This window comes from Clostridium frigidicarnis, assembly GCF_900111985.1.
GTDB lineage: Bacteria > Bacillota > Clostridia > Clostridiales > Clostridiaceae > Clostridium_Z > Clostridium_Z frigidicarnis.
Map to the genome: position 1 here is coordinate 117,056 of NZ_FOKI01000007.1, position 25,483 is coordinate 142,538.

Below are 25,483 nucleotides of genomic sequence, written 5' to 3' on the forward strand. Positions count from 1 at the left end.
CTATTTATATGTTATCATTATTTTTAGTTGCTTAACTTAATTCTATAAGCAGAAATTTTCCTTGTATCAACAAATCCACAGCTTTTATAAAGTTTTATACCCCTTACATTCCAATCAGCTACACCTAAAAATATTTTTTCTGCATTTCTCTTTTGATAATAACTAATTGAAAATTTAAAAAGCTTCCTTCCATATCCTTGTCCTTGATATTTTTGATTTATAAAAAAATCATCAATCTCGTTATCATGAAGTCTTACAGCACCTATTATGTCTTCATTATCTAATAACATAAATATATTATCTTTCATTGTTCCAAGCTCTTCTATGGTGTAGCAATCTCTAGGAGGATTAAACCCTAAAGCCTGGCGCATCTCTAAAAATGCATCTTCATAAGCATTTTTATATATTTCATAATATTTTTCCTCATAATTTACTACCTTTAAATCATTCTCTACTTTTCCACCGTTGTAGTCCATTTCAGTGGCGCTGTACCATTTTTCAAAGCCTCTATTAATAAAGAATTTGCTTGTATCATTCTTCTCAGTTCTAACCTCTAAAATAATATTACTGATATTTTCATTATTGCAATATTCTAAAATCTTTAAATATACTTCTTTTCCTATTCCTCTTCTTCTATATGCTTCTGCTACATATAAAAGTATCTCTACTTTTTTGAGTTTTTTATTATACATATTAAGAGCTGCAAATCCTTGTATACTATCATTATCTTCATACACTATTCCATAAATATTACTATTTATTTTTTCTTCTAAATTCGCTTCATCAAAATCTCCTACTTCCCTGCTTAAAAGTTCTTTTATTTTATAACCATCATCCTTAATTACCTCTCTTATCATTGCTTATGCCCCCACTTTTAAATTAATAATTACATACAATTATAACATATTTTAGAAATAGTATATTACTTGTGACACCTAAGCTCTTCAAAAAAGTATTCTTCAGTATCAGATATCATTTCAAAAAACAAATCCCCATCATCTGGTTCAAATAACCTTAGCTTAATTTTTGACCCTTGCCATATATTCATATATTTCCCCCTTCTTTTTCAATCAATTTGAAAAACAGGTATAATGAGTATATGATTACTCGTTATACACTAAAAATGCCTTTTACAGTTTCTTTGCTCGTGTTGCGATATAAGTAGGTGCCAGTACTGAGCCGAAGTGATAATCTTCATATAAATCAGTCATGCAAAAACCAGCTCGTCCCTGTCCACCAATTAATGTATCCAAAGAATGGCTAAACATTAATCCATCTTCCTCAAGAAGCTTTTGAAGCTCTTCCTCTGTGCATGTTTTTAAAGGATTCCAAGGAATCTTATTTGATACCTTATCATTCTCATCAAGAGCAAATTGAAATGGATTTCCGAATCCAGACATCAAAATGCCGCCAGGCTTTAATATTCTATAACATTCTTTCCAGACGTGCTCTACATCCTCCACGTATTGCACTGAAACAGGATTGAATATAATATCAAAGCTATTATCATCAAATGGAAACCTTTTTGATATGTCTCCTTTTATTATGTTAATATGATAGTTCTCTCTTTCAGCAACTAACCTTTCAGCTTCAAGTTGTTTATCTGAATATTCGAGTATTGTAACGTTTGCACCTAGTGCTGCAAAAACAGGCATCTGTTGACCTCCTCCACTGGCAAGTCCAAGTAATCTCTTTCCTATTACAGGCATATACCATTCTTTAGGAACTTCCTTTTGGCATGTTAAAACCAAATGATATTCTCCCTGAAAAATCTTACTAAAATCTTCTTGACTAATTGGTATAGTCCATGTGTCGCCCTCATCACTCCACTTGTCCCATACTTTTGAGTTATAATCAGTATAGTTATTATGTATATTCATTGCACTTCTCCCCTTTTCTTTAATCTTAATCCTATATAAGTTTATAATTTAAAAACTTACTCACTCTCTCATTTGACTACTATAATAGCACTAAGTTTATGATAAACTATCTAATATCATAATAAAAGGTAATTAATTGCTATAGTTATTTTATGCACAAAACCCCTGCAAGTCTAAAACTTACAGGGGTATAGTAATAGCTATTTTTTTATATATACAATCTTTTTAATTGTGTCATAAGAAAGATTATATTTAAGCATGAGCTCTTCAATGGTTTTACCATTTTCTTTTTCAAATTTAATCTGTTTATTTCTATTAATAATCTTTTGCTTTGAACCAGTTTTACTTCCCCATGGGTTTTTGTGACCTTCTGGTTGTGGGATATATAATATCTCACCAGCAATATATTTCTGAATCTCATTAAGTAAATTCTTCGGTAATATTTCTGTGGCGTTTATATATTTCATTCTAATTGCTCCTTCATCAAAAAATGGTTCAGGATGCAAAATCAGACTTATTAACACTTCAAATTAGAATGAATACGGCGATTATCCTTGTTCTCTATGCAGTTATCGCCATTGTCTATAAGACTGATTCTGCATAGAGTTTTATTGCTGATATAAACTTACCTCTAAAAAATCCTAGATTCAAACGAAACATTATCAACTTTTTCCCCTCCCAGTATTAGTTATATAATACGTACATTATAAAGAAGTTTTAAAATTCACGCATTTAATGCAACAACCTTATGTATAATATACACAACTATAACATATAAATCCAGTTTGCTTCTATGAATGTTTTATAAAGTTTAATCTTTTCTCATTTTTATCCTCCCTCATCTGATAAATTTGATTTTACTATCAGTAAATATCATAAGTAACAAGGATATATTTTTAATTTTTTCCCAACATTCCTTTATATCCCCTCTTAATTATATTTCTCTAATATCTATAATACTACCAATGATTAAATTATTGTAATTATTTTACATATTGATGATTTTATATAAACATAAAACTTATATACAAAAATTAAGGTATCACAAATTATATTGCAATACCTTAATCTAACTTTTATAAAAAATTCTTAAAATTTATCTATAAACATCTATCAAATTTCCAAATACTCTTCTAACTTCACCAGCAGGTATAATGACTCTTCTATAATTTTGATCAAATAAAGGTTTCAGTTGATTACTCATATAGTTAATTGTATCAGTTAAAGCCTGATTTCTTCCAATATTTATAACACCTGCTGATTTTAATACAGGTTTTATAAGATTTTTATATGCTTCTATAGCTTTTTCAAAACTTTCAGTATTTGAATAATCTACATTTGAAAAAGTATCCATAATTTTTTGTGCATATTCTTCATTAGTAGCATCTTGTACATTTTGTATGGCACCGAATCTATAATCTTTTGTATTCTTGTAGACATTGTGGAATTAAGTAATTTTTGTTGATCTATATTTAAATTTTTTCCTGCATAAGTGTTTACCTTACCTTTTGCTATTCCCATTTCTGCATAACCTTCGTAATCTAAGCCACTTCCTGTATTAACTAGAATAGAACTTGCACAGTCCATAACCTTTGAAGAGTCCATTAATTCTTTAAATGTAAAATCTACTTCATTTACATTAAACTTAGTGTTTAAGTTTTCTATATCATTAGAAATACCTCTTGAAATATTTTTTTTCATCTCACCAACAAGATTATTTATTCCTTTTTTTAATGATTTCATATCATTCTTTAAGCTACCACTATCACTAAAATTCTTAGCTATTTTTGATATAAAATTCTCTACATAATAATCATAGCAATTTACATCTTTTCCTTGAGCTTTAGCAGCGAATACATCTAAATAATCTTTGTTTAAAGTTTCTTCTTTAATCTTGCAATAACTAATTACTTCAAATTCATTTCCATCCTTTCCTATACACTTTTCATGGTCTATATTCTCACCTGGTATAAATGTTATTTCAGATGGTGCTTTATCCGCTCTATTAATATCATTATTTTTAATCCTTAAAGCTTGACTTGTATCAAATTTGATTCTTGTTAAATTTGTTATATTACTAACATTCATAATTCTAACCCCCTATATATTCAAATGTAGTATATATTAGTAAGTATTCAGCTTCTACTTTTACGTTATATATCTTATACTAATGAACAAAATTCTTTAATACACTAATACTATAACTTTGTATACCTAATTATATTTATATTGTAAGACTAACTACATCTGAACACTCTTTCCCCATATCTTGATTAATATCAACTATCATTTTAGTAGCATTAAGTTTAGTTGAATTAACATTGAATAAGAGTTTATTAATAGTATTTTCGTAATACGTTTTGAAAACTTTACCTAAAATTCCATTTACTTAGACATTGTCTATTTTCCTAATATTTAAATCTTATATGTTCAAAACTCTATTCTTATATATGCTCTTTACATTTATAATTTATATAATATATTTTTAATTTTTTATTAAATTATCTCTTAAAATAAAAGACCAGCTAAGCAAAGTCAAGTGAAATATAAAAAAATATTTTTCGGAATATTTTGCATAGCAAATAAACCGTTTTAAAACACGAACGGTTACAAAAAATGTAAAAAACTAAGCTGTATGATTTAAGTACATTCTACAATGAATTTTAGGGTGTCTTTCCTCATACGGCCTTTTATTTTTTATCACAGAAAATATATATCTAACCATTTTATGCATTATTGCACCTAAAGCAACTTTTGGCTTTTTTGTTTTTAATTTATCTTTATAATATTCTAAAATTATTTCATTATTAGCTTCTCCATTACGTTTTATACCAATTGAAGAAAGTGCTGCTGTATATATTGCACGTCTTCCGATACTACTACCACGCTTGGATAGGCTATTCCTTGATCCTTTGAAATTTCCTGATTCATTTATAGATGGATCAATTCCAAGAAAAGCAACTAAATGTTTAGATGTTTTAAATCTTCTGAAATCGCCTATTTCCGCAACTAACGTTATTGCGGTTAATATTCCTATACCAGGAATTGTTTTTAATAATGAAATATTTTCTTTAATATCACTATTTAGTTCATCTGAATCAATTAGATTATTTATACTTTCTAGTAAAGATTTAATTTCCAAATTAATAGCCTTAATTAATGAGATGTTGGCTCTTATTTTTATCGATAATTTATCTAAGTCTACTCCGATAGCCATAGCTTCCTCTGCTACTGAAATTAACTTTAAATAGATATTTTCACACCATTCATTACTTCTTCTAGCATTATCTCTTAATAAATCAATAATATTATCTTTAGGAGCTTTTACTATTAATAAAGGTGATGGATATTTATTTAAAATAGCTAAGGATGTTTTAGAATTTGAATTCCTAAATATTGTATTATAGTTTGGAAATATTACTCTTAAATCAGCTGATAGTCTCTTTTTATATTGAGAACAATCATCCCTAAGTTTGTAATATTCTCTAACTAAAGATTTAAGTAAATAATAATCTAAATCAATATCAGTGGAATACTTAATATTTTGGAATTTACCTATATGTGCAATTGAGATAGCATCTTTTTTATCATTTTTGACTTTTCTTATTGAACTATTTTTGTTAGAATTTGTGATGAGTGGATTAATGATGAATACATCATTAAAAAATTTCTTTAAATAGTGGAAAAGAGCTATATGGTAAACACCTGTTGATTCCATAAATATTGCAGGTTTACTTGAAAGGTCCTTTTCCGCTTTTTTAATTTCTTGAACTAAATAGTTAAATCCTTTAAGATCATGATTTATTTTAAAAACCTTTTTATAAACATTGCCATTCGGTTCGATGATTGCTATATAAGAAAATTCAGCCGAAACATCAATTCCTATTGTTAAATTATAAGTGAATGCTGCCATTTGATTATCTCCTCATCTGTAAAATTTGAGATAGAATAGATTATCCAATCTATCAGTTAGTCTATATCCTTGTTTGTGACACGAGTAATTCCTATTCAGGAAACTCAACCAGCTAATTATAGAATTCTATCTGATGGAATGATACGCTTTTTAACGGGTATAGTTTCGAAGAAACTCCCAGGGGCTGGTCATCTATCTTCTATTCAGTACTATTTTACCCGGTTAAGTTTCCTTTAAAATTCAAAGAGAATGATCTTACTATTATAAATTTGAGATATGTTTTTTAAAATAATAAAAATAAAATAAGCTACAATATTCGTGTAAAGAGATATGAATTCTCTAATGAATTTTATAGCTTAATCATACAAGGGGCTGTTGCAAAACTAACTTAAAAAGTTAGTTTTGCAACAGCCCCTTCTTATTTTCTAGTCTTCAAAGCATCAACAACTAAAATATCAGCTGGAACCCACTTTGGATTATCTAAGTCACTAAAATCAATCCACTTAGCATCATTATGAGCATTTAAACTTAAAGTTCCACCAGAAATTTCACAAATAAAACAATGCATAGTAAGATGAAAATTAGTATAATCATAATCAATAGTTGTTAAAAAATCTAATATATTAATATCTAACTCTAACTCTTCCTTTATCTCACGACTAAGAGCCTCTTCCCTAGACTCGCCACTCTCCATCTTTCCCCCTGGAAATTCCCACATGTTAACAAACTCACCATAACCTCTTCGAGTAATAAATATCTTATCATCTTGCTTTATTACGGCTGCAACTACCTCTACTGTCTTCATATTTCCACCTCTACTTATATATTGTTAGTGTAAAGTTTATTACACTACTTTCTTTAAAATTTCTTTATATATCAAGGGTTACAAAGCTTTTTTGCATAAAAAACAATGCCCTCCTTTTTTATGTTACAATTGTAGGACTTTGCCTATTTTTTCTAGACATATTCTTTAATCTCAATGTTGATATTCTTATCTTATCATGTTCGCTAGGTTGTGTCGAATACCCTTATGTGGTTAAAAACCACTCATAATATCATTTATTCTATTGTACATAAAAGTATCCTAAGAAATGTATGTTTATTTTAATTTAGAAATTTCTTTTCATATCCCTACCCCCTATAATGTATAATTATGTAAGGGACTTCTCAACCCTTCTTACCAATTAGATAAAATTAATATCTTTCTTCTAAAATTCATTGTTTTGACTTATCTTTGCGTCTGGGAAAATATAACACTTGATCATATAATACCACAAGAGTATCTGGTATATCTACATCCACTATCCTAGAAGATTCCTTCAAGGTTAGAGAACTAACTATTTAGTTTCACACACTAGATTCCATTCAATTATTTTAATAATACGTAATTTTCTACTTTCCCTCTGCAATTAATGGATTTCTTGCATCTACTACCTCCATAAGTGCTTCTGGTTCTGCAGTTAGTTTTATATTTTTATAGGTAACCTTTTTCAAGATGGATATCCCTTTCTTATCTAATCCATCTTGATATTCTAGAGCTAGATTTCTTCCTAAAAGATTTTTACTTACTGCATAGTTTATTACTTCATTGTTTTTTATTTGTTTTTGTTTTCACCTATATATATGACTAGGACATATAAACTGCAGTAATTTTTTTATATGATCATCACTAAATCTATTTTCAACATACCCACATAGCAGGTGTTTCTCTAAATACGAAAAGGCCACATACCGGAAATCTAATCCAATATGTAACCTTTTTGTTTTATTAATATAAGTAATACCTATCAACTAATATCCACAGAATAATTTGAAACAGTTTTTCCTGAAAGATCTTTATAATAGAATTTAATATTTGTATTACCACTGCTATTTATTAAATTTATAAGCAATCCATATGCCCCATTGTTTCCTTGCTTCATTGATCCCATATTTGCATATGTAAAATTAATAGGAACTGCTGAAGAAGACTTGGAGCACTGTATGGTATCACCTTTCACTTTAACTGTACCATAATTTGTGTCTCCTTGAGAATGATTATGTCCCCAAAGGAATATTACGTTTTCATAATTATTAAGAAGAGAAAGGAGTTTTTCTGCACCTCCAATGGTTCTTTTCCCAAAATAATGAATAGGGCAATGAGAGACAACAAAAACCGGCTTCGATGAATTTATTTTATTCAAGGAAGATTTAAGATTCTCCATATCACTACTTGTAAAGGATTTACTTGATGAATCCATTACATATACAGCATAATCATTATTGTTAACAACTAATCCGGAATCATATTTTCCTCCCTTACTTTTATCATGGTTACCTTCTGCTAATATGGATGGGGTTCCACTAAATTCACTCTTCACAGCAGAGACACAAGATTCTGAATCAGTCTGACCTACATAATCACCACCGAAAATCATATAGTCCATTGAGGTTGTAGTACTCTTCAAACTAGATAGCCATTTTGTCAAATTGGAAATATCATGGTGAATATCTGAAGTAACTCCAATATATTTGGTATCCCCTACAGTTTGGGAATAAACTGGTGTTGGTGCATAAAAACTAACTGTTAACGTTAATATAATAAAAAATATTAGTTTGTTAAATTTTTTCATTCTCATGTAATCTTACGCTCCTTTCTATTGTTTTAATATATACTTTTCATAATCTGACATAAAATATCTATTAAATAATGTTTTATGTTCATTTATAGTATTAATAAAAAAACAAACATTATTCTTGAATTTTACATCATCATCTTTATAATCATATATTCCTTTTCTACTTTATCTTGAAAATTAAAAGTTATAATTTTATATTTATAAAAAAATGAGTATCTCACTTTCTAGTGAAATACTCATCTTTTTGGTGCTCTATAGCTGAAAGTATAGATTTATCTAGGCAATTTAAAGCTTCAGTTAATTCCTCAAGCTTTTTTTTTATCCTTTAAAACTATTATCTATAGCTTTAATATTTCATTTTTGTTAAGCCCTAATGATTTTTCATTATATAAATATCCCCACAGTTTCCTAGTTATTTTTTAATTTGATAAATATAGGATCTGTTATACAATTACATAACAGATCCTATATATTAAATTAGTTTATAATTATAGCAGTTTTATCTAATATGTTCTCATAAATCCATTGAGCATTTTCTACAGCTAATCGAATACATCCATGACTCAAAGCCATCCCAAGTCTATCATCAATTATTTGAGTTCCTGCTGCATTAAATAAAATTGAATGATAATAGTATCTACCTCGAATTCTAGTAGCATATTTTACCCTATAAGTATCAGAGCCAAAGTAAGGCTTTCTACCATTAACATAAAAAGTGCCCTTAATAGTTGGTGTACTAGGTTCACCTATTGTACATGACCACTTATACAATAAATTCCACGAACCATCATAATTTTTTTCAAATATATAAGTAAGCTTATTTTTTAAATCTGTTGTAATTAAATTTATAGTGGGGCTTTTAATTTGATTATCATTTACAAACTTTGTCATATCCGTGTAAAAATACTTAAAATTATATTCCTCAGGTGGATCTCCATCATCAGAAAGGAAATAGCTAAATATATACCCTTCTTGATTATCATACATAACATGGCTCCAGTCTCCATTTACAGATAACACTTGTACTATAGATTTTTGAGGGATTATAATTACTGGATTTGACTCAGCAGATGGATAAGACCTTAAAATAACATTTGTCCATGTATATTTTGTTTGGGATAAATAATCACTATATACATACCCTCTTTGTCCATTATATGATACCTCATACCAATCTTCTTCAGCTTCGTTAACTTGAACCTTAGACCGTGCAGGTATTACAGTTATTACATTTGAGGAAGTAGACTTTTCTTTTCTTAGATTAGTATTAGCTAAAGTGTATTTATATAAATTTTGTTCTTGTCTATTATAGTTTCTCATACTTCACCCCTAAATTTACTTTTTATAATATCTTATGAGACTTTTTCTTTATTTAGCACCATTATAATCAAGACCTAGCTGATACAAAATTTTAACTTATTTCTATAAATTCCTATAAATATACATAAAAAAATCCACGACATTTCTGTCGTGGATTTGTTGGTGGAGGCGAGGGGAATCGAACCCCTGTCCGAAAATAATGACCCTAAGGCATCTCCGAGTGCAGCCAAGTGATTTAAAATTCCCTTCATAAAGCGCCCACTGGCAAGCTCTTTACTTCGGTAGCTTCATAAATTCCGTTCCTAGGTCAAAGCTTTCCTAAGCTCGGTTCCCCACTAATCGGCGCCCTATCCCAAGTCGTGGGACTCTTAGGTAGAACGAACAGCTATATTAAGCTGCTATTGCAAAATTGTCTTCTGCGTTTACATTTAGTGCATAATTTTTCAAGGCGGGCTCATGCTTCCCTCCACTCGCTTCCTCAAGACCGCTTACCCCCGTCGAAACCATTACGCCCCCATGGTTGTAAGTACATCTTATAAACGCTTCACCAAATTACTATATTCAATTTTCAATATACCTTATTTTAATACAATAAAGTAATTCTGTCAATATAACCTGATCTGTAATTAAAAGTTACTTGTGCCACACATAAAATATATAAGGCTCAAAATAGCATTATGTATTTTATATGATGTGACACAAATAAACTTTTTATTGTGTGCTATCTTAGTTTTATAATACTACTAAACTCTAAAATATACAATGTAATTTAAATGGATATTAATATAACTTCTTCATCAACCCTCTAATTATATGTTAATCAATTAACTTAACTAACATTCTAATCGTTATAAAAATCATAAGGCACATGAAAGAAAATAACAAGTCCAAGATGCCACGTATATTTTGTGTCAGACAAGGAAGTGATATTAGTTCATAGCATAGACTATGGGCTAATATCACTGACGAAGTATGACACAAAATAGACTAGCATACTGACTTGTTATTTTTTTGAATGTGCTTAACTACTATTAATGCAAATATTCTACTCTTAGTATACTTATTATTTTTATCATTTTCATTAAATATCATCGCAAGCATAGCTGTATCAAATAAAAAAAGTGTAATGATAGACGAAACTTTTTCATTTAAAGGGCTAAATTGTGCTATCACTATGCTCACAGATAATATTACAAAGCTTATTGAGAAGAGTATAATTACTTTATACTTCTTTATGCTATTAATCATTTTCTTCACTCCTGTAAAGTATTAGAAAGCTCCTGATCCTCCTCCCCCTCCCCCTGAAAAGTCACTTCCACTAGAGAAACCTCCAAAACTATCATTGTTATTACTATTGTTTTGTATATTCCTATTAATATCACTATCAATATTACTCCATATATACATATGTGCTAAAAATAATGAATAGTCATTATTACCATTATCCCTTAAATTCTCTGTAAAGTCCTCTGTTTGCATTTTATCTATTTCTAAAGCAGCTCCATATATCAAAGCTTCTTCAACATTAGATATACCTTCTAGATCTTCATGCTCTTCTAAATGATTTATAATATATTTTCTATATGCCATCCATTTAAGTTTTTCATTTAATGCTTCATTACTTAAGACCTCATTACCAACAATTGTTATATAATACTCTAAATCTCTAAAATCTTCTTTAACCACCTCTTCCCACTTAGAAAACTTCTCTTTAAATTCCACTGCGCCTTCATTTGAACCTACACTTTTTTCAATATTATTAAAAGTTAATACTCCCTTTTTTTCGTACAAACTCATCCATTCCATAAAGTATCTTAAATGTGGTTCTGACACCATTGATATTTTTTTATTTCTTTTAAAATATAAGAATTCATCTAAACTACCATCATTAGAAACTTCCTTCTTGCCCATAACATAATATCCTTTTTTACACAAATAAAATATAGTTACTGGAATTATTGATGTAGAATTCATAATATACCTTGTATTATATAATAAATTAACCATTGCTGGCGAAAGATTACTAGGTGGATTTTCTAATATATTCCCCTCAAAGAATTTAAATTCTTCTCTATATTGCTCAACTGCTTCCTTAAGTTTTTTAATATTTCTTGAATATGCAAATGTTCCAATTGATACTGCCATAATTATTATGATCAATATGGCAATAACCGGAATTTGACTTTCACTAGAATTATTACCCTTTTCTGATTTATCTTCGTATGGAATAGGTTCTTTATTCAAAAATTCAGGCTGAAATTGAACCTTTATTCCTAATAAAGATGTAAGATTATCACCATACAAATGGATTCCATTTTCATCATAGTTTGTTGTAAATTCTCCTCCGTCTAAATATGAATCATACTTAAAATTATCCATATTAAATTTTGAATCTTTTAATGATAGATTTATATCTACTGATTTTACATTAATGTCTTTTTCCACCTTATAAAAGTTCCAATTAAGCTCTGAAAAACCATTATATCTTTTTGCAGCATCAAGAGCAGTGTAGTTTAGTATAAAGGTCTTTAACTCATCATTACTTTTAGAGAATATCTTAATCTCAGTTTTATCACTTGATTCATTAATTTGATAAGTATTGTTTTCTGACCCATTACCTTTCTTTAGTGGAATTATATTATTGTTTTTATCTTTTAAAGATATACTGGAAATTTCATAACCATTACATCCCTTTTTTTCTAGGTTTCTATATACTCCATTAAAGTCACCACGAAAGCTGTAACTTAATTCCTCTTCAATATCCACATTACCTATTTCAGTTATTTCAGCTTTTATTTTAAGACTATCTATGTCATAGCTTTTTGCTTCAACCTTAATACTGAAAGGCATTATGAAAATTAATGCAAGAAAAATTATTGATAAAAATTTTTTCAAAAACCCTCTCCTCCTTATAATTTAATAACTTCTTATAGCATGGTTCTTCATTCATCTGGTGTCTTTTCTACCATCTAGATGTTAGATAAATTAAGAATACCATCATTTTCTTAATTCCACCTTAAAAAACAATAATTATTAGCTTATATAGTATCATTTACCAGTAAATACTTATGTTTTATTATTATATTATTTATTTTCTACATAAATTATTAGACACATAAAAGAAAATCACGAGATAATTCCCGTGATTCTTCAAAGTATTATTTTAGTTATTTTTATCTATATCTTGCTTTCATTTCTCTTTCTATGTCTCTTTTGTGAGCTTTTTCAAGCATGCTGTCCCTTTTATCGTAATTTTTCTTACCCTTAGCTAAACCAAGAGCTACTTTTACTCTTCCATTTTTTAAATATAAGGACAGTGGCACTAAAGTATATCCTTCTTGTGATGTTTTTGCTAAAAGATTTAAAATTTCTTGTTTATGAAGAAGAATTCTTCTATCTCTTAATGGATCAACATTAAATAAATTTCCTTGCTCATATGGACTTACATGCATGTTTCTTATATAAATTTCATTATTTCTAATTTCTCCATAAGAGTCTTTTAAATTTGCCTTGCCTTGTCTTATAGACTTAACCTCTGTTCCAACTAGCTCTATTCCTGCCTCAAAAGCTTCCTCTATAAAATAATCATGTCTAGCTTTTCTATTCTCAGCTAGAGTTTTATTATTCTTTACTGAATTTTTTGCCATAAAAATCACCTCTTTACACTTGGTAATACACTAACTATGTGTAAAATATCATTATCTATTATAATACCACATTTACAATATTTCTTATATATATTTATCATATTTTCATATAATATATGCCTTATAACTTTTTAAATCAATTAGAATACTCTTAATGTCAAATACTTGTTAATATAAAGATTATACGAGATATATTGTTAATTTATTAGATTAACAGAGTTTTTAAGACTATACTAATATTCCAAAAGTATGATTTTTATAGTATAATACATTTTAATAGAGTACACTAATTTTTCTATTACGGAGGAAATTATGGATAATTTATATGTTACACCCCTTAATGAGAATCAAGCTATAGAGGTATGTACTTGGGCTTATGATGAAGAGTTTAAGGTGTATAACTTATTTCCATGGCATGTTGTAAAAAAACTTTCTCTTGACTTATCAATTGATGAAATAAGAGAAGAGGAATTTTTAGCTATATTGAAAGAAGCTGATTTAATAGGCTACGGTAGACTTCATCTTTTTAATGATAAGGTCTTTATAGGTATTGGATTAAGACCAGACTATTGTAGCAATGGACATGGGGAATCTGCTATGGCTATTATAATAAAAGAAGCCCAAATTCGTTACCCAAATGCCCCAATAGCATTGGAAGTAAGAAGCTTTAATGAACGTGCTATTAAATGTTATAAAAAGGTAGGTTTCAATACTAAATATAACTACAATCGTATAACCCTAGAAGGGGAAGAGAATTTTATATACATGGAATACACAAATTCAAATATAAACGCATAACACTCTTTAAGACACATGAAAGAAAATAACAAGTCCAAGATGCCATGTATATTTTGTGTCATACAAGGAAGCAATATTAGTTCATAGCATAGACTATGGGCTAATATTGCTGACGAAGTATGGCACGAAATAGACTAGCATACTGACTTTTTATTTTTTTGAATGTGCCTAAATCAGCCACAATACAACTGAGCCTCAGTTATATTGTGGCTGATTTTTAAATTATATTAATATAATCCTTATTTAGGAACACTTTCCCAGTCTTTTAAAAACTTTTCAATACCTGCATCTGTTAATGGATGTTTAGTCATTTGCTTTAAAACATTAAGAGGTACAGTTGCAATATGTGCCCCTATTCTTGCTGCATTTGTTACATGAATTGGATTTCTTATACTTGCTGCAATTATTTTTGATTCTATTCCATGAATCTGAAAAATTTCTACTATCTCTTCAATTAAATTCATTCCATCCATTCCTATGTCATCTAATCTTCCAAGGAAAGGACTTACATAAGTTGCTCCAGCTCTTGCTGCGAGCAAAGCTTGAGCTGATGAGAATATTAATGTAATGTTAGTTTTTATGCCATTTTCAGTTAATATTTTAGTTGCTTTTAATCCCTCTTCACACATTGGTAACTTTATAACTATATTTTCATGAATTTTCACAAGTTCCAAAGCTTCTTTAACCATATCCTTACAATTCAAGCTAACAACTTCAGCACTTATTGGCCCGTTGACTATAGAAGTAATTTCTCCTATAACTTCCTTAAAGTCTCTTCCACTCTTAGCTATTAGTGATGGGTTAGTTGTAACCCCACTTATTATACCCATTTCGTTAGCTTCCTTAATCTCGCTAACAATAGCGGTATCAATAAATAATTCCATAGATTTTACCTCCTAGGTGTTAAATATGTATTTATTATATCATATTTAAGAAAATGTTTACAGATTATACTTCATCTCATTACTGTCTAAAAGAGTTTTTTATTTCTAATTGAAACCCTTTAATTACATGATAAAAATTATCAACAAACAGTAATTTTATGATATATTATATATAAGAACTACAGAAAAGGAGTTGATTAAAATTACATTTTCAAATCTTAGTGATAGAAATAAAGGAATAGCTTTCATCATTTTATCAGCATTTGGTTTTGCTATGATGTCAGCATTTGTTAAGCTATCAGGAAACCTACCATCATTTCAAAAAACATTTTTTAGAAATATTGTTTCCTGCTCAATAGCTTTTATTTTAATATTAAAACATAAAGAAAGTTTCTTTGGGAAAAGAGAGAATCAAAAGGTTCTTATTTTAAGATCTTTATTTGGCACAATTGGAATAGTTTTAAATTTTTATTCTATAGATCAATTGGTATTATCTGATGCTAATATGTTAAATAAATTAAGCCCATTTTTTGTTATAATATTTTCTGCTTTAATGTTAAATGAAAAAATAAATTTAAAGCAATCTATATCTATATTAATAGCTTTTTTAGGAGCATTGTTTATAATAAAACCATCGTTTAATTTAGATATATATCCCGCATTAATAGGTGTATCTGGTGCAATATTCGCTGCTGCCGCTTACACATGTGTTAGGGCTTTAGGTGGAAAAGAAAAATATTACACTGTTGTATTTTATTTCTCATTCTTTTCAACTATTGTCATATTTCCATTTATGTTAGTTACATATACACCTATGAGCTTTATTCAGCTTGTGTATTTGATTTTTGCAGGTGTTTTTGCTAGTATGGGTCAGTTTGGTATAACCTTAGCATATAAATATGCTCCTGCTAAAGAAATATCAATTTTTGATTATTCAAATATAATATTCTCTGCAATAATAAGCATACTAATCTTTGGAACAGTTCCAGATTTCTTAAGTGTTATAGGTTATATTGTAATATTTGGTGCATCCTTATATATGTTTATGTATAATAAAAAATTAGATAAAGCTAAAAAATAGTATAATTTCACAAAGTTCTATTATTGTCATTTGGAGGAAAAAATGCATTATATAGTGTTTGATTTAGAATTTAATCAAGGGTATAAATCTAAAGAAGATGTTAAACCTATATCTAATCCCAAGTGCCCATTTGAAATAATCCAAATAGGGGCTCTAAAATTAGATGAAAATCTTAATGAAGTTTCATCCTTAGATATATTTATAAAACCTGAATTATATACTGAGCTTAATCCTTTAGTTGAAAAACTTACAGGTATAAAAATAGAAACTTTAAACAATTCAAAACCTTTTAAGGAAGTTTATAATACATTATCTAATTTTATAACTCCTGATGATATTTTAGTTGTTTGGGGTGTTTGTGATGTAAAAGAGCTTTTTAGAAATATTTTATATCATAACTTGGATTTATCATTAATTTCTAATAAATATATTAATATTCAATCTTATGCTTCTAAGTATTTAAAATGCACTAAGGGTGTTAATATAGGACTTAGCAAAGCAATTCATAGGCTTGAGATTCCTATTAAAGATGAATTTCATAATGCTTTTAATGATGCTTACTATACAGCAGAGATTTTTAAAAAATTATACAATAATAATATAAAGACTCAATTATACAGTTTTAACAAAAGACCCTCTACTAATAACACAAAAAAACAAGCTATAGATATTAATGAATTAATAAAACAATTTGAAAAGATGTTTAACCGTGAAATGACTAAAGAGGAAGAGTCCATAATTAAACTTGCTTATTTCATGGGAAAAACTAATCAATTTCAAGTCAAAACAAAATAATTTTTATAATTATATATAAACTCTAATAAAGTTGGTAGTTTTGTTTATATATAACCACCAAATTTATCAGAGTTAAGGCACATTCAAAAAACAACAAGTCAGTATTCTAGTCTATTTCACTTGTTATTTTCTTTTATGTGCCTAAAACTTTTTTAAAAGTAAAATTTTTTATTTAAAATATTTTTCTATTGCTGATGTAGGTATTGATAATTCTATTTCCCCAATAACCTTTAAATCTACAAGAGATTCTACAGAAAAACTTAAAATATCTTTGATAATTACAGGAGCATTAATAATAGTTACCTTTGTATTAATGCATAATTCAGTATAATTTTTTTCATTTCCTATAGGTATATCTAATATTAGTTCCATATGCCTTTCTATGAACTTTTTTATAATAATACTTTCATTTTTATCATCTTTAAATTTTATCATATATGGAATTTTCAACAAGAAATTAACCTTAAAAAAATTAACTTTATCTATTGTTGGAGTTATTTCTTCTGTACCATGTACTATGAATCCACGTGAAAATTTAATATCTTCTAGGACAAAACGCCCAATATAGTCATTAGGTATGTCCGCTATAACTTTTTCAAAATATATTTTTTCTTCATAGTTATTAAATATTTTTTTTACACTTATAGATACTTTTTCTTCTTCGCACATTTCTACTATTTGTTCTACCTCATTGTTTTTATGCTTTTCTTCTTTGGTATTATTAAAAATAAAAGCTATGCTGTAAGGAATAGTATCATTGCTGCATATAGGTATAGTGCTAGTAATACTGTTGCTTAATGTATCAACTATACACATTTCTCCATTACCATTTGTTTTCTTATTTATTATAATAAATTTTTCTTTATTTATGGTTAAAAATATACTTTGAGGATTAAAATAATCTTTTGAAATATGCTTTACTCTCTTATTTGTTCTTATGTCTATTACTTCTATTCTATTTAAGCCTACATTACATGCATATAAAAAATTATTTTTTAAAGCTAAATATGTTATAGATGAGTTAAGTGGCAGTTCTATATGAATTACACTATTGTCACTAATATCTATGACAGATACATTTCCTGAATTTCCGTAAACATCTCCTTTATTTGCAACATAGCATTTTCCATTATCTTCGTCTATTGTAATAAAATTTGGCTTCACACCTACATTTTTTATATTTGATATTAAATTAAGCGTAGCTGTACTATAAATTTTTAGTTCTTTAGTGAATAGGTCCAAGATGAATAACCTATCTCCTTTTTTATCAACTTGTAAATTATCTACTATTTTAAATCCTTTAATTTCTCCTAACCTCTTATCTCCATCCATATCATAAATTAAAACTCTTGAAATATCAGATATATACATTCTTTTATTAACATCATCTAGTACTATATTACCATTATTGCTTATATTTTTAATCTTAACTTCATTGTCTATAGTAGAAATTATTGCAATCCCTTTTTTATCACTCCCAACATAAATTCTACTATTATTAAATACTGTCAGGCTGAGAGGTTTAAATGGTAGCTCTATAGATTTAAATATATTATTTTTCTCTATATCAGCTATATATATGGTATTATTATTTAAATTTGATACATAATATTTCAAATCTTCTTTAAACATAAATCTTACTATTACTCCCTCCTATTTAAAATTTTACTTAAAATGGATCTATTAATCTCCATGCTTAACTCTTTTTTTAAACTATTATTTTCCTTGTTTGCTTTTTCTAATATAGCACTAAGCTTATCTTTCTGTTTATTCATCATGTGCATTTCTTTATTTGTATTTTCTAGTACATTCCTAACTTCATCTCTGTCCTTAAGTATTATATCTAAATATTTAATCACATCTTCTTTCTCTTCATTTAACTTAACTAGTTGAATATTAGATTCTTTTTTTTCATTTATAGCATTATTTAGACTTAATTGAATTTGTTTTTTCTCCTCCTCACTTTTATTAAATTTTAATAATATGGTATTTTTGTCTTTTTTCAGAGTATTTAACTCATTATTTTTTTTATCCAAGTCATTTTGTACTTCTTTGTATTTATTGTTCAAATCAAGTAACTCAGTATTTTTGTCATCAATATATTTTTGCAGTTCTTTTACAACATTTTCTTTGTCAGCTTTAGTCTTTTCTAATCTATCAGCAATTTCTAATACCTCACCTTGTAATTCATGATATGTCTTTTTAAAATTGTTTAATTTCCCCTCTAACCTCTTATATCTAGTAACCATATTATTTAATTTACCTTTTAATTCATCACACAAATCTTCTTTTTTTTGCGCTTCTACCTTTAATAAATTTATAGTTTTGCATAAACTATCTCTTAATTCATTATCCTCAATTCCTTTGTTATTTATCAATTCAGTTTTTACATATTTTTTTAAGTTATGTTTTTGCAAGTCAATATTTTTATTATAATTTGGTAAAATAAATTCTACTTCTTTTCCACTATATCCAATTATATAATTACATTTTATTTTACTATTATTCCAATTTAACCATATACTTTTATATAAGAATAAGTCCTCATTGTATTTTTTTTCTGTTGTTATAGGAACACTCCAAATTTCATTAAAATATGAAGTTACTATTGTTTCTTTCTCATTCCACATACTACAAAAAACTGAATCCTTAATTAAGATTAATATATTATCTATCTCTTCATTAGTTTCATATATAGTTACATAATTTAATTTTCTATCCAATTGGAAATAAATGTCTTCCAATATATATTTACTATTTTCTTTATACAAATTCAAAATATGAATTTGATTTTCAAACATACCACTACAAATCTTTACTTCCATTCCATTTAGTGAGTATAGCTTTTTAGGCTCACTCCATTCTTTATTTGTATACTTACAGAACATAATATCTGTTTCTTGATTTTTGCAATTTTTTATACACATATAAAACTCATTTACATTAAAGTTTTCTACTTCATAACAATGACCAAAAGTATCTTCAACTGGTATTGCTGCTACTATATTAAAATTAGATTCTTCTTCATTACCATCCTTACTACTATCAAAAGAACAATGTACAATTTTACCCAAATCTGGTTCATTACATTCAATAAGTAGAAAAAATAGATTTACACTCTTTTCAGATATTTTTAAATTTAGCTCTTCTACTTTATGGTCACCAAATTCATATAATAATTTTCCTAGCCACTGATCCCTATTCCATAAACAATACTTAATCTCACCTTTTTTTTTATATACTATGTGAATATATTGTCTTTCATCTATAGCTACACTAAAATCCAACACATCTGTATCTATTTTAGCCTCTCTGGTCCATTTATTTTCTGAATACATACTACTATAAATCATATTACCATTATCATCTAATTTAATATTCCATAAGTTGTTTTCATTGTCGCTAAAAAAGCTTGAGTTTACATCTTTCATCAATTTATTCCCCCCCTTTTATATGAATAAGTTTTACATTTATTTAAATTAATTAATCTACACAATTGTTTTATTATATTGAAGCATTTCTTATTATATAATTATATTTATTATTTATGAATATATTCTTATATCCTTATAATATATTTGATAAAATATCAACTATTACTACATTCTAATTTGTACTTTAACCCTAAAATGTATCTCATATATATAACTTAATGAGATTAAAACTTTAAATCTTTGGTATTTTTTAAATCAAACTATTTTAAACTTCAATATAAACTTATAATCATAACTCATACTCTAATTAAAATATTTTATTTTATTTAATAATATTGTTATAAATGTAGTAACATGATTTTACATAATTTCATATTAATATAATAAAACTCTTTTTATATAGAAATTATTTTCTAGTAATTTCTATATAAAAAAATTTAAGGAGGCTTTTTTATGAATTCAAAATCTAATTACAAAACTCATACTTGTTTCGATACTAAAGACAACTCTTTAAAATGTTGTAATCAGGAACATTGTCATCCTGGACATCCAATTCCTGAAAAGTCAATTTTAGCATGTGGACAATCTAATGGTACATCTATACCTATTCCTAATCCTTCAAATTCAATTTTTCATCCTCTATCTGTTGCTAGTGTTACACTTGACACTACTTGTCTATGTAATCCAAGTGTAAAAATAGATTTTAATTCTATAATAAATTATCAGGCTCTTATAGGTGCCTCTGATACTTTAACTACTCCTTTTACAGTGACTTTCCAATTAAACAAAACTTGTGGTGATGGAGCTAAGATAGCCCTAGGAACTTGGGATTACTCTTTTGGTGATCTTACTCTTGGTGTAAATGTAACTAATTCTTTCGGTTTCACTTATTGTGAATGTAATACTTGTCCTGCTTGCTGCGTTTATAACGTAGAAATAGTAAGGGTTACTGGACTATCATTAACATTAGCAGGAGTAGCAGTAGCTCTTACAGAGAATGCCGCAATAAGAAGCGCAATTATTTCAGCAACAGGAACTGAGCATTAATAGATAATTTAAGTCTATATATAGTAAACAGACCTAAATATTTAATGCTCTAAGGCTTATTTTCTGTAGTATTACCTTATCAAATATATTATTTTCTTAAATAGTAACAAAATTACTATTTTTGTATAATATATATTATGTATATATTTATTACAATAAAAGGAGGAAAGTGCATGGCTAATTTTTCACTTCGACCTGGCCTAATAACCAAAGAAAGTTGCCTTCCAGAACCTCTTGAATTGGTATGTGTAGAAGTTCCAAAGGTATTTGACCAGTGTCTAATTAAACGATGTTTAAAATTTAAAGAAGGCTGCGATACCAAACACACTGATGAAGAGTTAAGAAGTAATCCTTTAGATAATCCAAAAATTTTCTTAGGCTGTAGAGATTTTAATATTAAACTATTATCATTCGATAAAATTCCACTTAAATGTGAATGTGGATATAATAGATTGATTATTAACTTTACGATTTCTTTCTATGCCGATTTTTTAGATGATTGCGGCAACCATTGTTCAGAATTATTTGAAATAAACAGAACAGAAACGGTGCCAAGATTGTATTGTCCAGATTCTATAGCTAGAACATCTTCAAATTGTGTAACAAATTCTGAAGATGCTATAAATGATATGTTAAAACTTGAATTAGTAGCTGAATGTCTTGATGGTTGTTTTACAGAAGATTGCAATTGTAACTGTGTATTAGATGTTACATTAGGATTTTTCTTAATTGTTAAATGCCAACTTGTAGTTCAACTATTAATGCCTTCTTATGGTTATTGTCCAGTTCCAAAACCTTGTAAAGAAAGACCATTAGAAGATCCTTGTAAGATATTTAACAAAACACCTCCCCCAAAATTTTATCCTGATCAAAGGCTAAAGCCTCTATGTCCTACAGATTGTGAAGAAGATTTTCCATCATGTGACGAAGAAGATCCATCTTTAAACTTTGATTATGATTGCGACTGTGATTGTGAACAATAAAAAACAATTGTTTTATTAAATATAGTAACATCATTACATTATTTATCATATTAATATAGTAACTACTAATAAAAAAACTTGTAAAAAATAATATTTTGTAGAAAATAAGGAGGTTTATTTATGAACTCAAAATCAAAATCTTTCAACTGTGATTGTTCAGGTGAAATTAAACATGATTCTAGGTGCTGTAATCATGAACATTGTGATTGTTTAGAGGAATTCAACCATAATCATAGGTGTTGCAACTGTGCACACTGTACTCCTGGACATCCAACACCAACTGAATCTTTATTTACTTGTGGACAAGGCAGTGGCGTATCTATACCAATACCTACTCTTACTTCTCCACAATTTGCTCCACTACCAGTAGCTAGTGTTACACTTGACACAACATGTTTATGTAATCCTTCAGTTAAAATAGACTTTAATTCTATAATAAATTATCAAGCTCTTATAGGTACAGCAACTATCCTAACTACTCCTTTTACAGTAACTTTCCAATTAAGTAAAACTTGTGGTGATGGTGCCAAGGTAGCTCTAGGAACTTGGGATTACTCTTTTGGTGCTATTTCTCTTGCTGTAAATGTAACTAATTCTTTTGGATTCACTCATTGTGAATGTAATACTTGTCCAGCTTGTTGCGTTTATAACGTAGAAATAGTAAGAGTCACTGGAGCTAGCTTGTTAAATGTAGCAGCAGCAGTAACTCTTACAGAAAATGCTTCAATACGTAGTTCAAATATCACAGCAACAGCAACATCACACTAATTAATAATATAATCAAAGTTTTAATGATTTAATCGCATGATGATATTAATTTTCTTCTAACAAACTATACTTTTTTATATAACTTAATATATAAAATTATAGAAAGTGTGCCAAAAGTATAAAACTACTTTTGACATACTTTCTTTTAATAATTTTAAACACAGCTTTATCATATGAAGAATGTGAATCTTGTACTATTTAAAATTAATCCTTACCTCTTGATCATGTAACAATTTAAAGTTTTCATTATTATACACACCTATCCCTTTAATTTTTGAAAGGTCTATATCTTTATCATGAAAACTCATAATTTCAGTATAAGTTCCATTTATTCTATCTACGTAAGGAGTCATACCTCCATCATAATCATCATTTATTCTCTCTCCATTGCAATCATAGAAAAAAATTGATGGGTTAATTAATACAATTCCCTGTTTTTTATAAGTTACCTTCATAATATTTTTCTCAATTTTAACTTCTTCTACAACTATATTTCCCTGCTCTCCAGTGTTCAATTTACAAGGTAACTCATTGATATTTGCCTTACTTTCCTCTATAACTATTTTCTCAGATTCTTCTGTTTGTCTTTTTTTTTCCTCTATGGGTATAAGTGTTATATACTTCATATCTTTATTTTTATTTACAAATTCAAAAGAATTTATAGCCTTTCCATTAGACATTCCTCTTATACTGCTACTTATATCATCTAAATAGTTACCATTATCATCAAACAAAGCAAATCCACAAGACATACCATCATTATCTATATTCTCATTTAAAACTATCTGATTGCCAAAAGGAGATATTGACACTTTTTCAATGGTTACATCATGCTTAATTCCATTAACATTAAATATAACATTTTTATTTGGCTTAACTGATAATGTATCTTCTTCTATATGTGCTTTATCAACATTAGTTGATATATTCCATTGTCCTTTTTCACCAAATATCTCTGAAGTATATACTTCTAGATTGAACTTTTGTGGTATATTAATTTGAGATATATTTTCTCTTATCATTCCCTTTAATATTTTATCAGATTCAAAATAGGCATCAACATCATTATTATTTCCTGTATCTAAATATTTTTCATCTATTTTATATTGAAAGTTAGGAGCTGTAAACATTGGCGACCATAAAGTTCCTTCTTCAATTTTAGATATAGGTTTATCACTTTCTATTGTGTAAAATATATTTAAAAAATTATCATCAATTGCAATATTGTTAATAGTAAATTTTATTCCATTATCTTTAGCCATAGAACCAATATAATTGTTGAATTTTTCAAAACTATCTTTACTAGAAAAATATTTAGAATCTGCTGCTCCATTAAAAAACTCAATAGTACTTCTAATAAATTCCTTTCCTTGTGATGTATTAGCTAAAACTGTAGTAAAACTCAAAGTCATAATTATAAAGGAAGCAACTAATACCTTTAATGATATTCTTTTTTTTAGTTTTTTACTTTCTAAATTTTTTAATGTGTTGTCCATACTTTTATCTATATTTTCTGGTATTACCCATTTTTCATTATTGATCTTATTTTTTATTATTTCATCAAAACTATCCAATTCAATCCCTCCTTTAACATTTATCTAACAAACCTCTAAGCTTATTTTTAGCCCTACTTAATCTTGACTTAACAGTTCCTTGTGATATATTTAAAACTTCACTTATTGCCTTTATACTCATATCTTCATAATAAAAAAGAATAAGTACTGTTCTAAAATCCATATCTAGTTTATTAATCTCATCCATAAGTTCATAGATATTTTTATCTTCATATGTAAGTTTATATACTTCCATATTTTCTTGAAGATCTATTTTGTTTTTTTTATTTATTAATCCGTAACATTCATTAACAAGAATCCTCATTATCCACGACTTGAAACTATCCTTGTTTTTTAATTTTTTTAAATTTTCATATGCTTTTAAAATAGTCTCATTTATAGCATCTTCTGTATCATGTTCATTTTTTACAATTCCCTTTGCAAGTCTATATAAAGGTACTTTATACTGTTGAATTATCTCCATAAATTCACTCTTATCCATTGTTCCTGCTTTTGTTACACTCTTTTTTCTAACATCATAAAAATTCAATATTTTACTTCCATCAACCATTAATCTTTCACCTCCTACACTATTAAGATAAATATTAAAGGTTAAAAGTTCCCATTATTTTAAATTTTAATTTATAACTTAAATTATGGAAATATTTCACATGCAAATTTATCATATTTCTATTTAATTTATTATCACCATTTACCAATACATAAAATATTATAACCTATTAAAAAGGGTACTGAATTTAA

General features: G+C 27.6%; 24 protein-coding genes, 1 other RNA gene and 2 pseudogenes. 6 read left to right on the top strand and 21 right to left on the bottom strand.

Translation table 11 applies throughout. From position 1 onward, the window contains the following. Positions 1-23 precede the first annotated feature (23 nt). The 16 genes and pseudogenes from BM119_RS06060 to smpB form a co-directional block, all read right to left on the bottom strand. Complete coding sequence (locus BM119_RS06060; protein ID WP_090039797.1) at positions 24-857, bottom strand: GNAT family N-acetyltransferase; 834 nt, start codon at positions 855-857, stop codon at positions 24-26. 65 nt (positions 858-922) lie between these two features. Beyond that, positions 923-1,048, bottom strand: coding sequence for a hypothetical protein (locus BM119_RS20380; RefSeq protein ID WP_278336783.1), 126 nt, complete (start codon positions 1,046-1,048; stop codon positions 923-925). 82 nt (positions 1,049-1,130) lie between these two features. After that, positions 1,131-1,880 (bottom strand): class I SAM-dependent methyltransferase, encoded by a 750-nt coding sequence (locus tag BM119_RS06065; protein ID WP_090039798.1) that lies wholly within the window; start codon positions 1,878-1,880, stop codon positions 1,131-1,133. A 200-nt stretch (positions 1,881-2,080) separates the two neighbouring features. Next, on the bottom strand, positions 2,081-2,347 hold the full coding sequence (locus tag BM119_RS06070) for a CD3324 family protein (protein ID WP_090039800.1): 267 nt from the start codon (positions 2,345-2,347) through the stop codon (positions 2,081-2,083). 629 nt (positions 2,348-2,976) lie between these two features. Continuing rightward, positions 2,977-3,234, bottom strand: coding sequence for a hypothetical protein (locus BM119_RS20185; protein ID WP_242948333.1), 258 nt, complete (start codon positions 3,232-3,234; stop codon positions 2,977-2,979). Continuing rightward, the gene (locus BM119_RS06075) at positions 3,213-3,968 is read right to left on the bottom strand and encodes a hypothetical protein (RefSeq protein WP_242948335.1); all 756 of its coding nucleotides are present in this window, start codon (positions 3,966-3,968) and stop codon (positions 3,213-3,215) included. Before BM119_RS06075 ends, BM119_RS20185 begins: the two co-directional genes overlap by 22 nt. A 538-nt stretch (positions 3,969-4,506) precedes the next feature. Next, the gene (locus BM119_RS06080; RefSeq protein WP_090039802.1) at positions 4,507-5,793 is read right to left on the bottom strand and encodes an IS110 family RNA-guided transposase; all 1,287 of its coding nucleotides are present in this window, start codon (positions 5,791-5,793) and stop codon (positions 4,507-4,509) included. A 418-nt stretch (positions 5,794-6,211) separates the two neighbouring features. Continuing rightward, positions 6,212-6,598 carry a (deoxy)nucleoside triphosphate pyrophosphohydrolase gene (locus tag BM119_RS06085; protein WP_090039804.1) on the bottom strand — a complete coding sequence of 129 codons (387 nt, stop codon included), beginning with the start codon at positions 6,596-6,598 and terminating at the stop codon, positions 6,212-6,214. A gap of 564 nt (positions 6,599-7,162) precedes the next feature. Further along, positions 7,163-7,374 (bottom strand): annotated as a pseudogene (locus BM119_RS06090) (DUF1659 domain-containing protein). Positions 7,375-7,580: 206 nt separating this feature from the next. Next, positions 7,581-8,411: a metallophosphoesterase gene (locus BM119_RS06095; protein ID WP_090039807.1), complete on the bottom strand. Its 831-nt coding sequence runs from the start codon at positions 8,409-8,411 to the stop codon at positions 7,581-7,583. A gap of 217 nt (positions 8,412-8,628) precedes the next feature. Further along, positions 8,629-8,736, bottom strand: a pseudogene (locus BM119_RS20495) (YvrJ family protein); the annotation flags it as partial. A gap of 152 nt (positions 8,737-8,888) precedes the next feature. Further along, positions 8,889-9,731, bottom strand: coding sequence for a L,D-transpeptidase family protein (locus tag BM119_RS06105; protein ID WP_090039809.1), 843 nt, complete (start codon positions 9,729-9,731; stop codon positions 8,889-8,891). A gap of 160 nt (positions 9,732-9,891) precedes the next feature. Further along, positions 9,892-10,247: a transfer-messenger RNA gene (gene ssrA / locus BM119_RS06110) on the bottom strand. 471 nt (positions 10,248-10,718) lie between these two features. Beyond that, complete coding sequence (locus BM119_RS06115; RefSeq protein ID WP_090039811.1) at positions 10,719-10,979, bottom strand: hypothetical protein; 261 nt, start codon at positions 10,977-10,979, stop codon at positions 10,719-10,721. A gap of 21 nt (positions 10,980-11,000) precedes the next feature. Then, positions 11,001-12,626 (bottom strand): DUF2207 domain-containing protein, encoded by a 1,626-nt coding sequence (locus BM119_RS06120; protein WP_242948337.1) that lies wholly within the window; start codon positions 12,624-12,626, stop codon positions 11,001-11,003. A 278-nt stretch (positions 12,627-12,904) separates the two neighbouring features. Next, on the bottom strand, positions 12,905-13,378 hold the full coding sequence (gene smpB / locus BM119_RS06125; RefSeq protein ID WP_090039812.1) for an SsrA-binding protein SmpB: 474 nt from the start codon (positions 13,376-13,378) through the stop codon (positions 12,905-12,907). A gap of 312 nt (positions 13,379-13,690) precedes the next feature. On the opposite strand from smpB, the gene BM119_RS06130 reads away from it, so the two are divergent. Then, complete coding sequence (locus BM119_RS06130; RefSeq protein ID WP_090039814.1) at positions 13,691-14,176, top strand: GNAT family N-acetyltransferase; 486 nt, start codon at positions 13,691-13,693, stop codon at positions 14,174-14,176. 239 nt (positions 14,177-14,415) lie between these two features. On the opposite strand, the gene fsa is transcribed toward BM119_RS06130, so the two are convergent. Continuing rightward, positions 14,416-15,060: a fructose-6-phosphate aldolase gene (fsa, locus tag BM119_RS06135; RefSeq protein WP_090039815.1), complete on the bottom strand. Its 645-nt coding sequence runs from the start codon at positions 15,058-15,060 to the stop codon at positions 14,416-14,418. A gap of 202 nt (positions 15,061-15,262) precedes the next feature. Here fsa and BM119_RS06140 point away from each other — a divergent pair, with 202 nt between their 5' ends. Then, complete coding sequence (locus BM119_RS06140) at positions 15,263-16,141, top strand: DMT family transporter (protein ID WP_090039889.1); 879 nt, start codon at positions 15,263-15,265, stop codon at positions 16,139-16,141. Positions 16,142-16,183: 42 nt separating this feature from the next. Next, positions 16,184-16,936 carry a 3'-5' exonuclease gene (locus BM119_RS06145; RefSeq protein WP_090039817.1) on the top strand — a complete coding sequence of 251 codons (753 nt, stop codon included), beginning with the start codon at positions 16,184-16,186 and terminating at the stop codon, positions 16,934-16,936. Between the two features lie 168 nt (positions 16,937-17,104). Here the strand turns inward: BM119_RS06145 and BM119_RS06150 are convergent, their stop codons facing one another. Both BM119_RS06150 and BM119_RS06155 read right to left on the bottom strand, forming a co-directional pair. Next, positions 17,105-18,568 (bottom strand): YncE family protein, encoded by a 1,464-nt coding sequence (locus BM119_RS06150; protein WP_090039818.1) that lies wholly within the window; start codon positions 18,566-18,568, stop codon positions 17,105-17,107. A gap of 11 nt (positions 18,569-18,579) precedes the next feature. Continuing rightward, on the bottom strand, positions 18,580-20,367 hold the full coding sequence (locus tag BM119_RS06155) for a hypothetical protein (protein ID WP_090039819.1): 1,788 nt from the start codon (positions 20,365-20,367) through the stop codon (positions 18,580-18,582). A 456-nt stretch (positions 20,368-20,823) separates the two neighbouring features. Between BM119_RS06155 and BM119_RS06160 the strand changes: the two genes are divergently transcribed. From BM119_RS06160 to BM119_RS06170, 3 genes are all read left to right on the top strand, one after another. Further along, positions 20,824-21,417, top strand: coding sequence for a DUF4489 domain-containing protein (locus BM119_RS06160; protein WP_090039820.1), 594 nt, complete (start codon positions 20,824-20,826; stop codon positions 21,415-21,417). A gap of 173 nt (positions 21,418-21,590) precedes the next feature. After that, positions 21,591-22,400: a hypothetical protein gene (locus tag BM119_RS06165; protein ID WP_090039822.1), complete on the top strand. Its 810-nt coding sequence runs from the start codon at positions 21,591-21,593 to the stop codon at positions 22,398-22,400. 120 nt (positions 22,401-22,520) lie between these two features. Beyond that, entirely contained in the window at positions 22,521-23,168 is a 648-nt protein-coding gene (locus BM119_RS06170) for a DUF4489 domain-containing protein (RefSeq protein WP_090039824.1), read from the top strand. A 194-nt stretch (positions 23,169-23,362) separates the two neighbouring features. Here the strand turns inward: BM119_RS06170 and BM119_RS06175 are convergent, their stop codons facing one another. Next, on the bottom strand, positions 23,363-24,742 hold the full coding sequence (locus BM119_RS06175; RefSeq protein ID WP_090039826.1) for a DUF4179 domain-containing protein: 1,380 nt from the start codon (positions 24,740-24,742) through the stop codon (positions 23,363-23,365). A gap of 13 nt (positions 24,743-24,755) precedes the next feature. After that, positions 24,756-25,292 carry an RNA polymerase sigma factor gene (locus BM119_RS06180; protein ID WP_090039828.1) on the bottom strand — a complete coding sequence of 179 codons (537 nt, stop codon included), beginning with the start codon at positions 25,290-25,292 and terminating at the stop codon, positions 24,756-24,758. Positions 25,293-25,483 lie beyond the last annotated feature (191 nt).

What these genes read in the sequence shown, in the direction of transcription:
- BM119_RS06060 (WP_090039797.1), bottom strand. Translation starts at nt 857, where the DNA reads ATGATAAGAGAGGTAATTAAGGATGATGGTTATAAAATAAAAGAACTT.
- BM119_RS20380 (WP_278336783.1), bottom strand. Translation starts at nt 1,048, where the DNA reads ATGAATATATGGCAAGGGTCAAAAATTAAGCTAAGGTTATTTGAACCA.
- BM119_RS06065 (WP_090039798.1), bottom strand. Translation starts at nt 1,880, where the DNA reads ATGAATATACATAATAACTATACTGATTATAACTCAAAAGTATGGGAC.
- BM119_RS06070 (WP_090039800.1), bottom strand. Translation starts at nt 2,347, where the DNA reads ATGAAATATATAAACGCCACAGAAATATTACCGAAGAATTTACTTAAT.
- BM119_RS20185 (WP_242948333.1), bottom strand. Translation starts at nt 3,234, where the DNA reads ATGGATACTTTTTCAAATGTAGATTATTCAAATACTGAAAGTTTTGAA.
- BM119_RS06075 (WP_242948335.1), bottom strand. Translation starts at nt 3,968, where the DNA reads ATGAATGTTAGTAATATAACAAATTTAACAAGAATCAAATTTGATACA.
- BM119_RS06080 (WP_090039802.1), bottom strand. Translation starts at nt 5,793, where the DNA reads ATGGCAGCATTCACTTATAATTTAACAATAGGAATTGATGTTTCGGCT.
- BM119_RS06085 (WP_090039804.1), bottom strand. Translation starts at nt 6,598, where the DNA reads ATGAAGACAGTAGAGGTAGTTGCAGCCGTAATAAAGCAAGATGATAAG.
- BM119_RS06095 (WP_090039807.1), bottom strand. Translation starts at nt 8,411, where the DNA reads ATGAGAATGAAAAAATTTAACAAACTAATATTTTTTATTATATTAACG.
- BM119_RS06105 (WP_090039809.1), bottom strand. Translation starts at nt 9,731, where the DNA reads ATGAGAAACTATAATAGACAAGAACAAAATTTATATAAATACACTTTA.
- BM119_RS06115 (WP_090039811.1), bottom strand. Translation starts at nt 10,979, where the DNA reads ATGATTAATAGCATAAAGAAGTATAAAGTAATTATACTCTTCTCAATA.
- smpB (WP_090039812.1), bottom strand. Translation starts at nt 13,378, where the DNA reads ATGGCAAAAAATTCAGTAAAGAATAATAAAACTCTAGCTGAGAATAGA.
- BM119_RS06130 (WP_090039814.1), top strand. Translation starts at nt 13,691, where the DNA reads ATGGATAATTTATATGTTACACCCCTTAATGAGAATCAAGCTATAGAG.
- fsa (WP_090039815.1), bottom strand. Translation starts at nt 15,060, where the DNA reads ATGGAATTATTTATTGATACCGCTATTGTTAGCGAGATTAAGGAAGCT.
- BM119_RS06145 (WP_090039817.1), top strand. Translation starts at nt 16,184, where the DNA reads ATGCATTATATAGTGTTTGATTTAGAATTTAATCAAGGGTATAAATCT.
- BM119_RS06150 (WP_090039818.1), bottom strand. Translation starts at nt 18,568, where the DNA reads ATGTTTAAAGAAGATTTGAAATATTATGTATCAAATTTAAATAATAAT.
- BM119_RS06155 (WP_090039819.1), bottom strand. Translation starts at nt 20,367, where the DNA reads ATGAAAGATGTAAACTCAAGCTTTTTTAGCGACAATGAAAACAACTTA.
- BM119_RS06160 (WP_090039820.1), top strand. Translation starts at nt 20,824, where the DNA reads ATGAATTCAAAATCTAATTACAAAACTCATACTTGTTTCGATACTAAA.
- BM119_RS06165 (WP_090039822.1), top strand. Translation starts at nt 21,591, where the DNA reads ATGGCTAATTTTTCACTTCGACCTGGCCTAATAACCAAAGAAAGTTGC.
- BM119_RS06170 (WP_090039824.1), top strand. Translation starts at nt 22,521, where the DNA reads ATGAACTCAAAATCAAAATCTTTCAACTGTGATTGTTCAGGTGAAATT.
- BM119_RS06180 (WP_090039828.1), bottom strand. Translation starts at nt 25,292, where the DNA reads ATGGTTGATGGAAGTAAAATATTGAATTTTTATGATGTTAGAAAAAAG.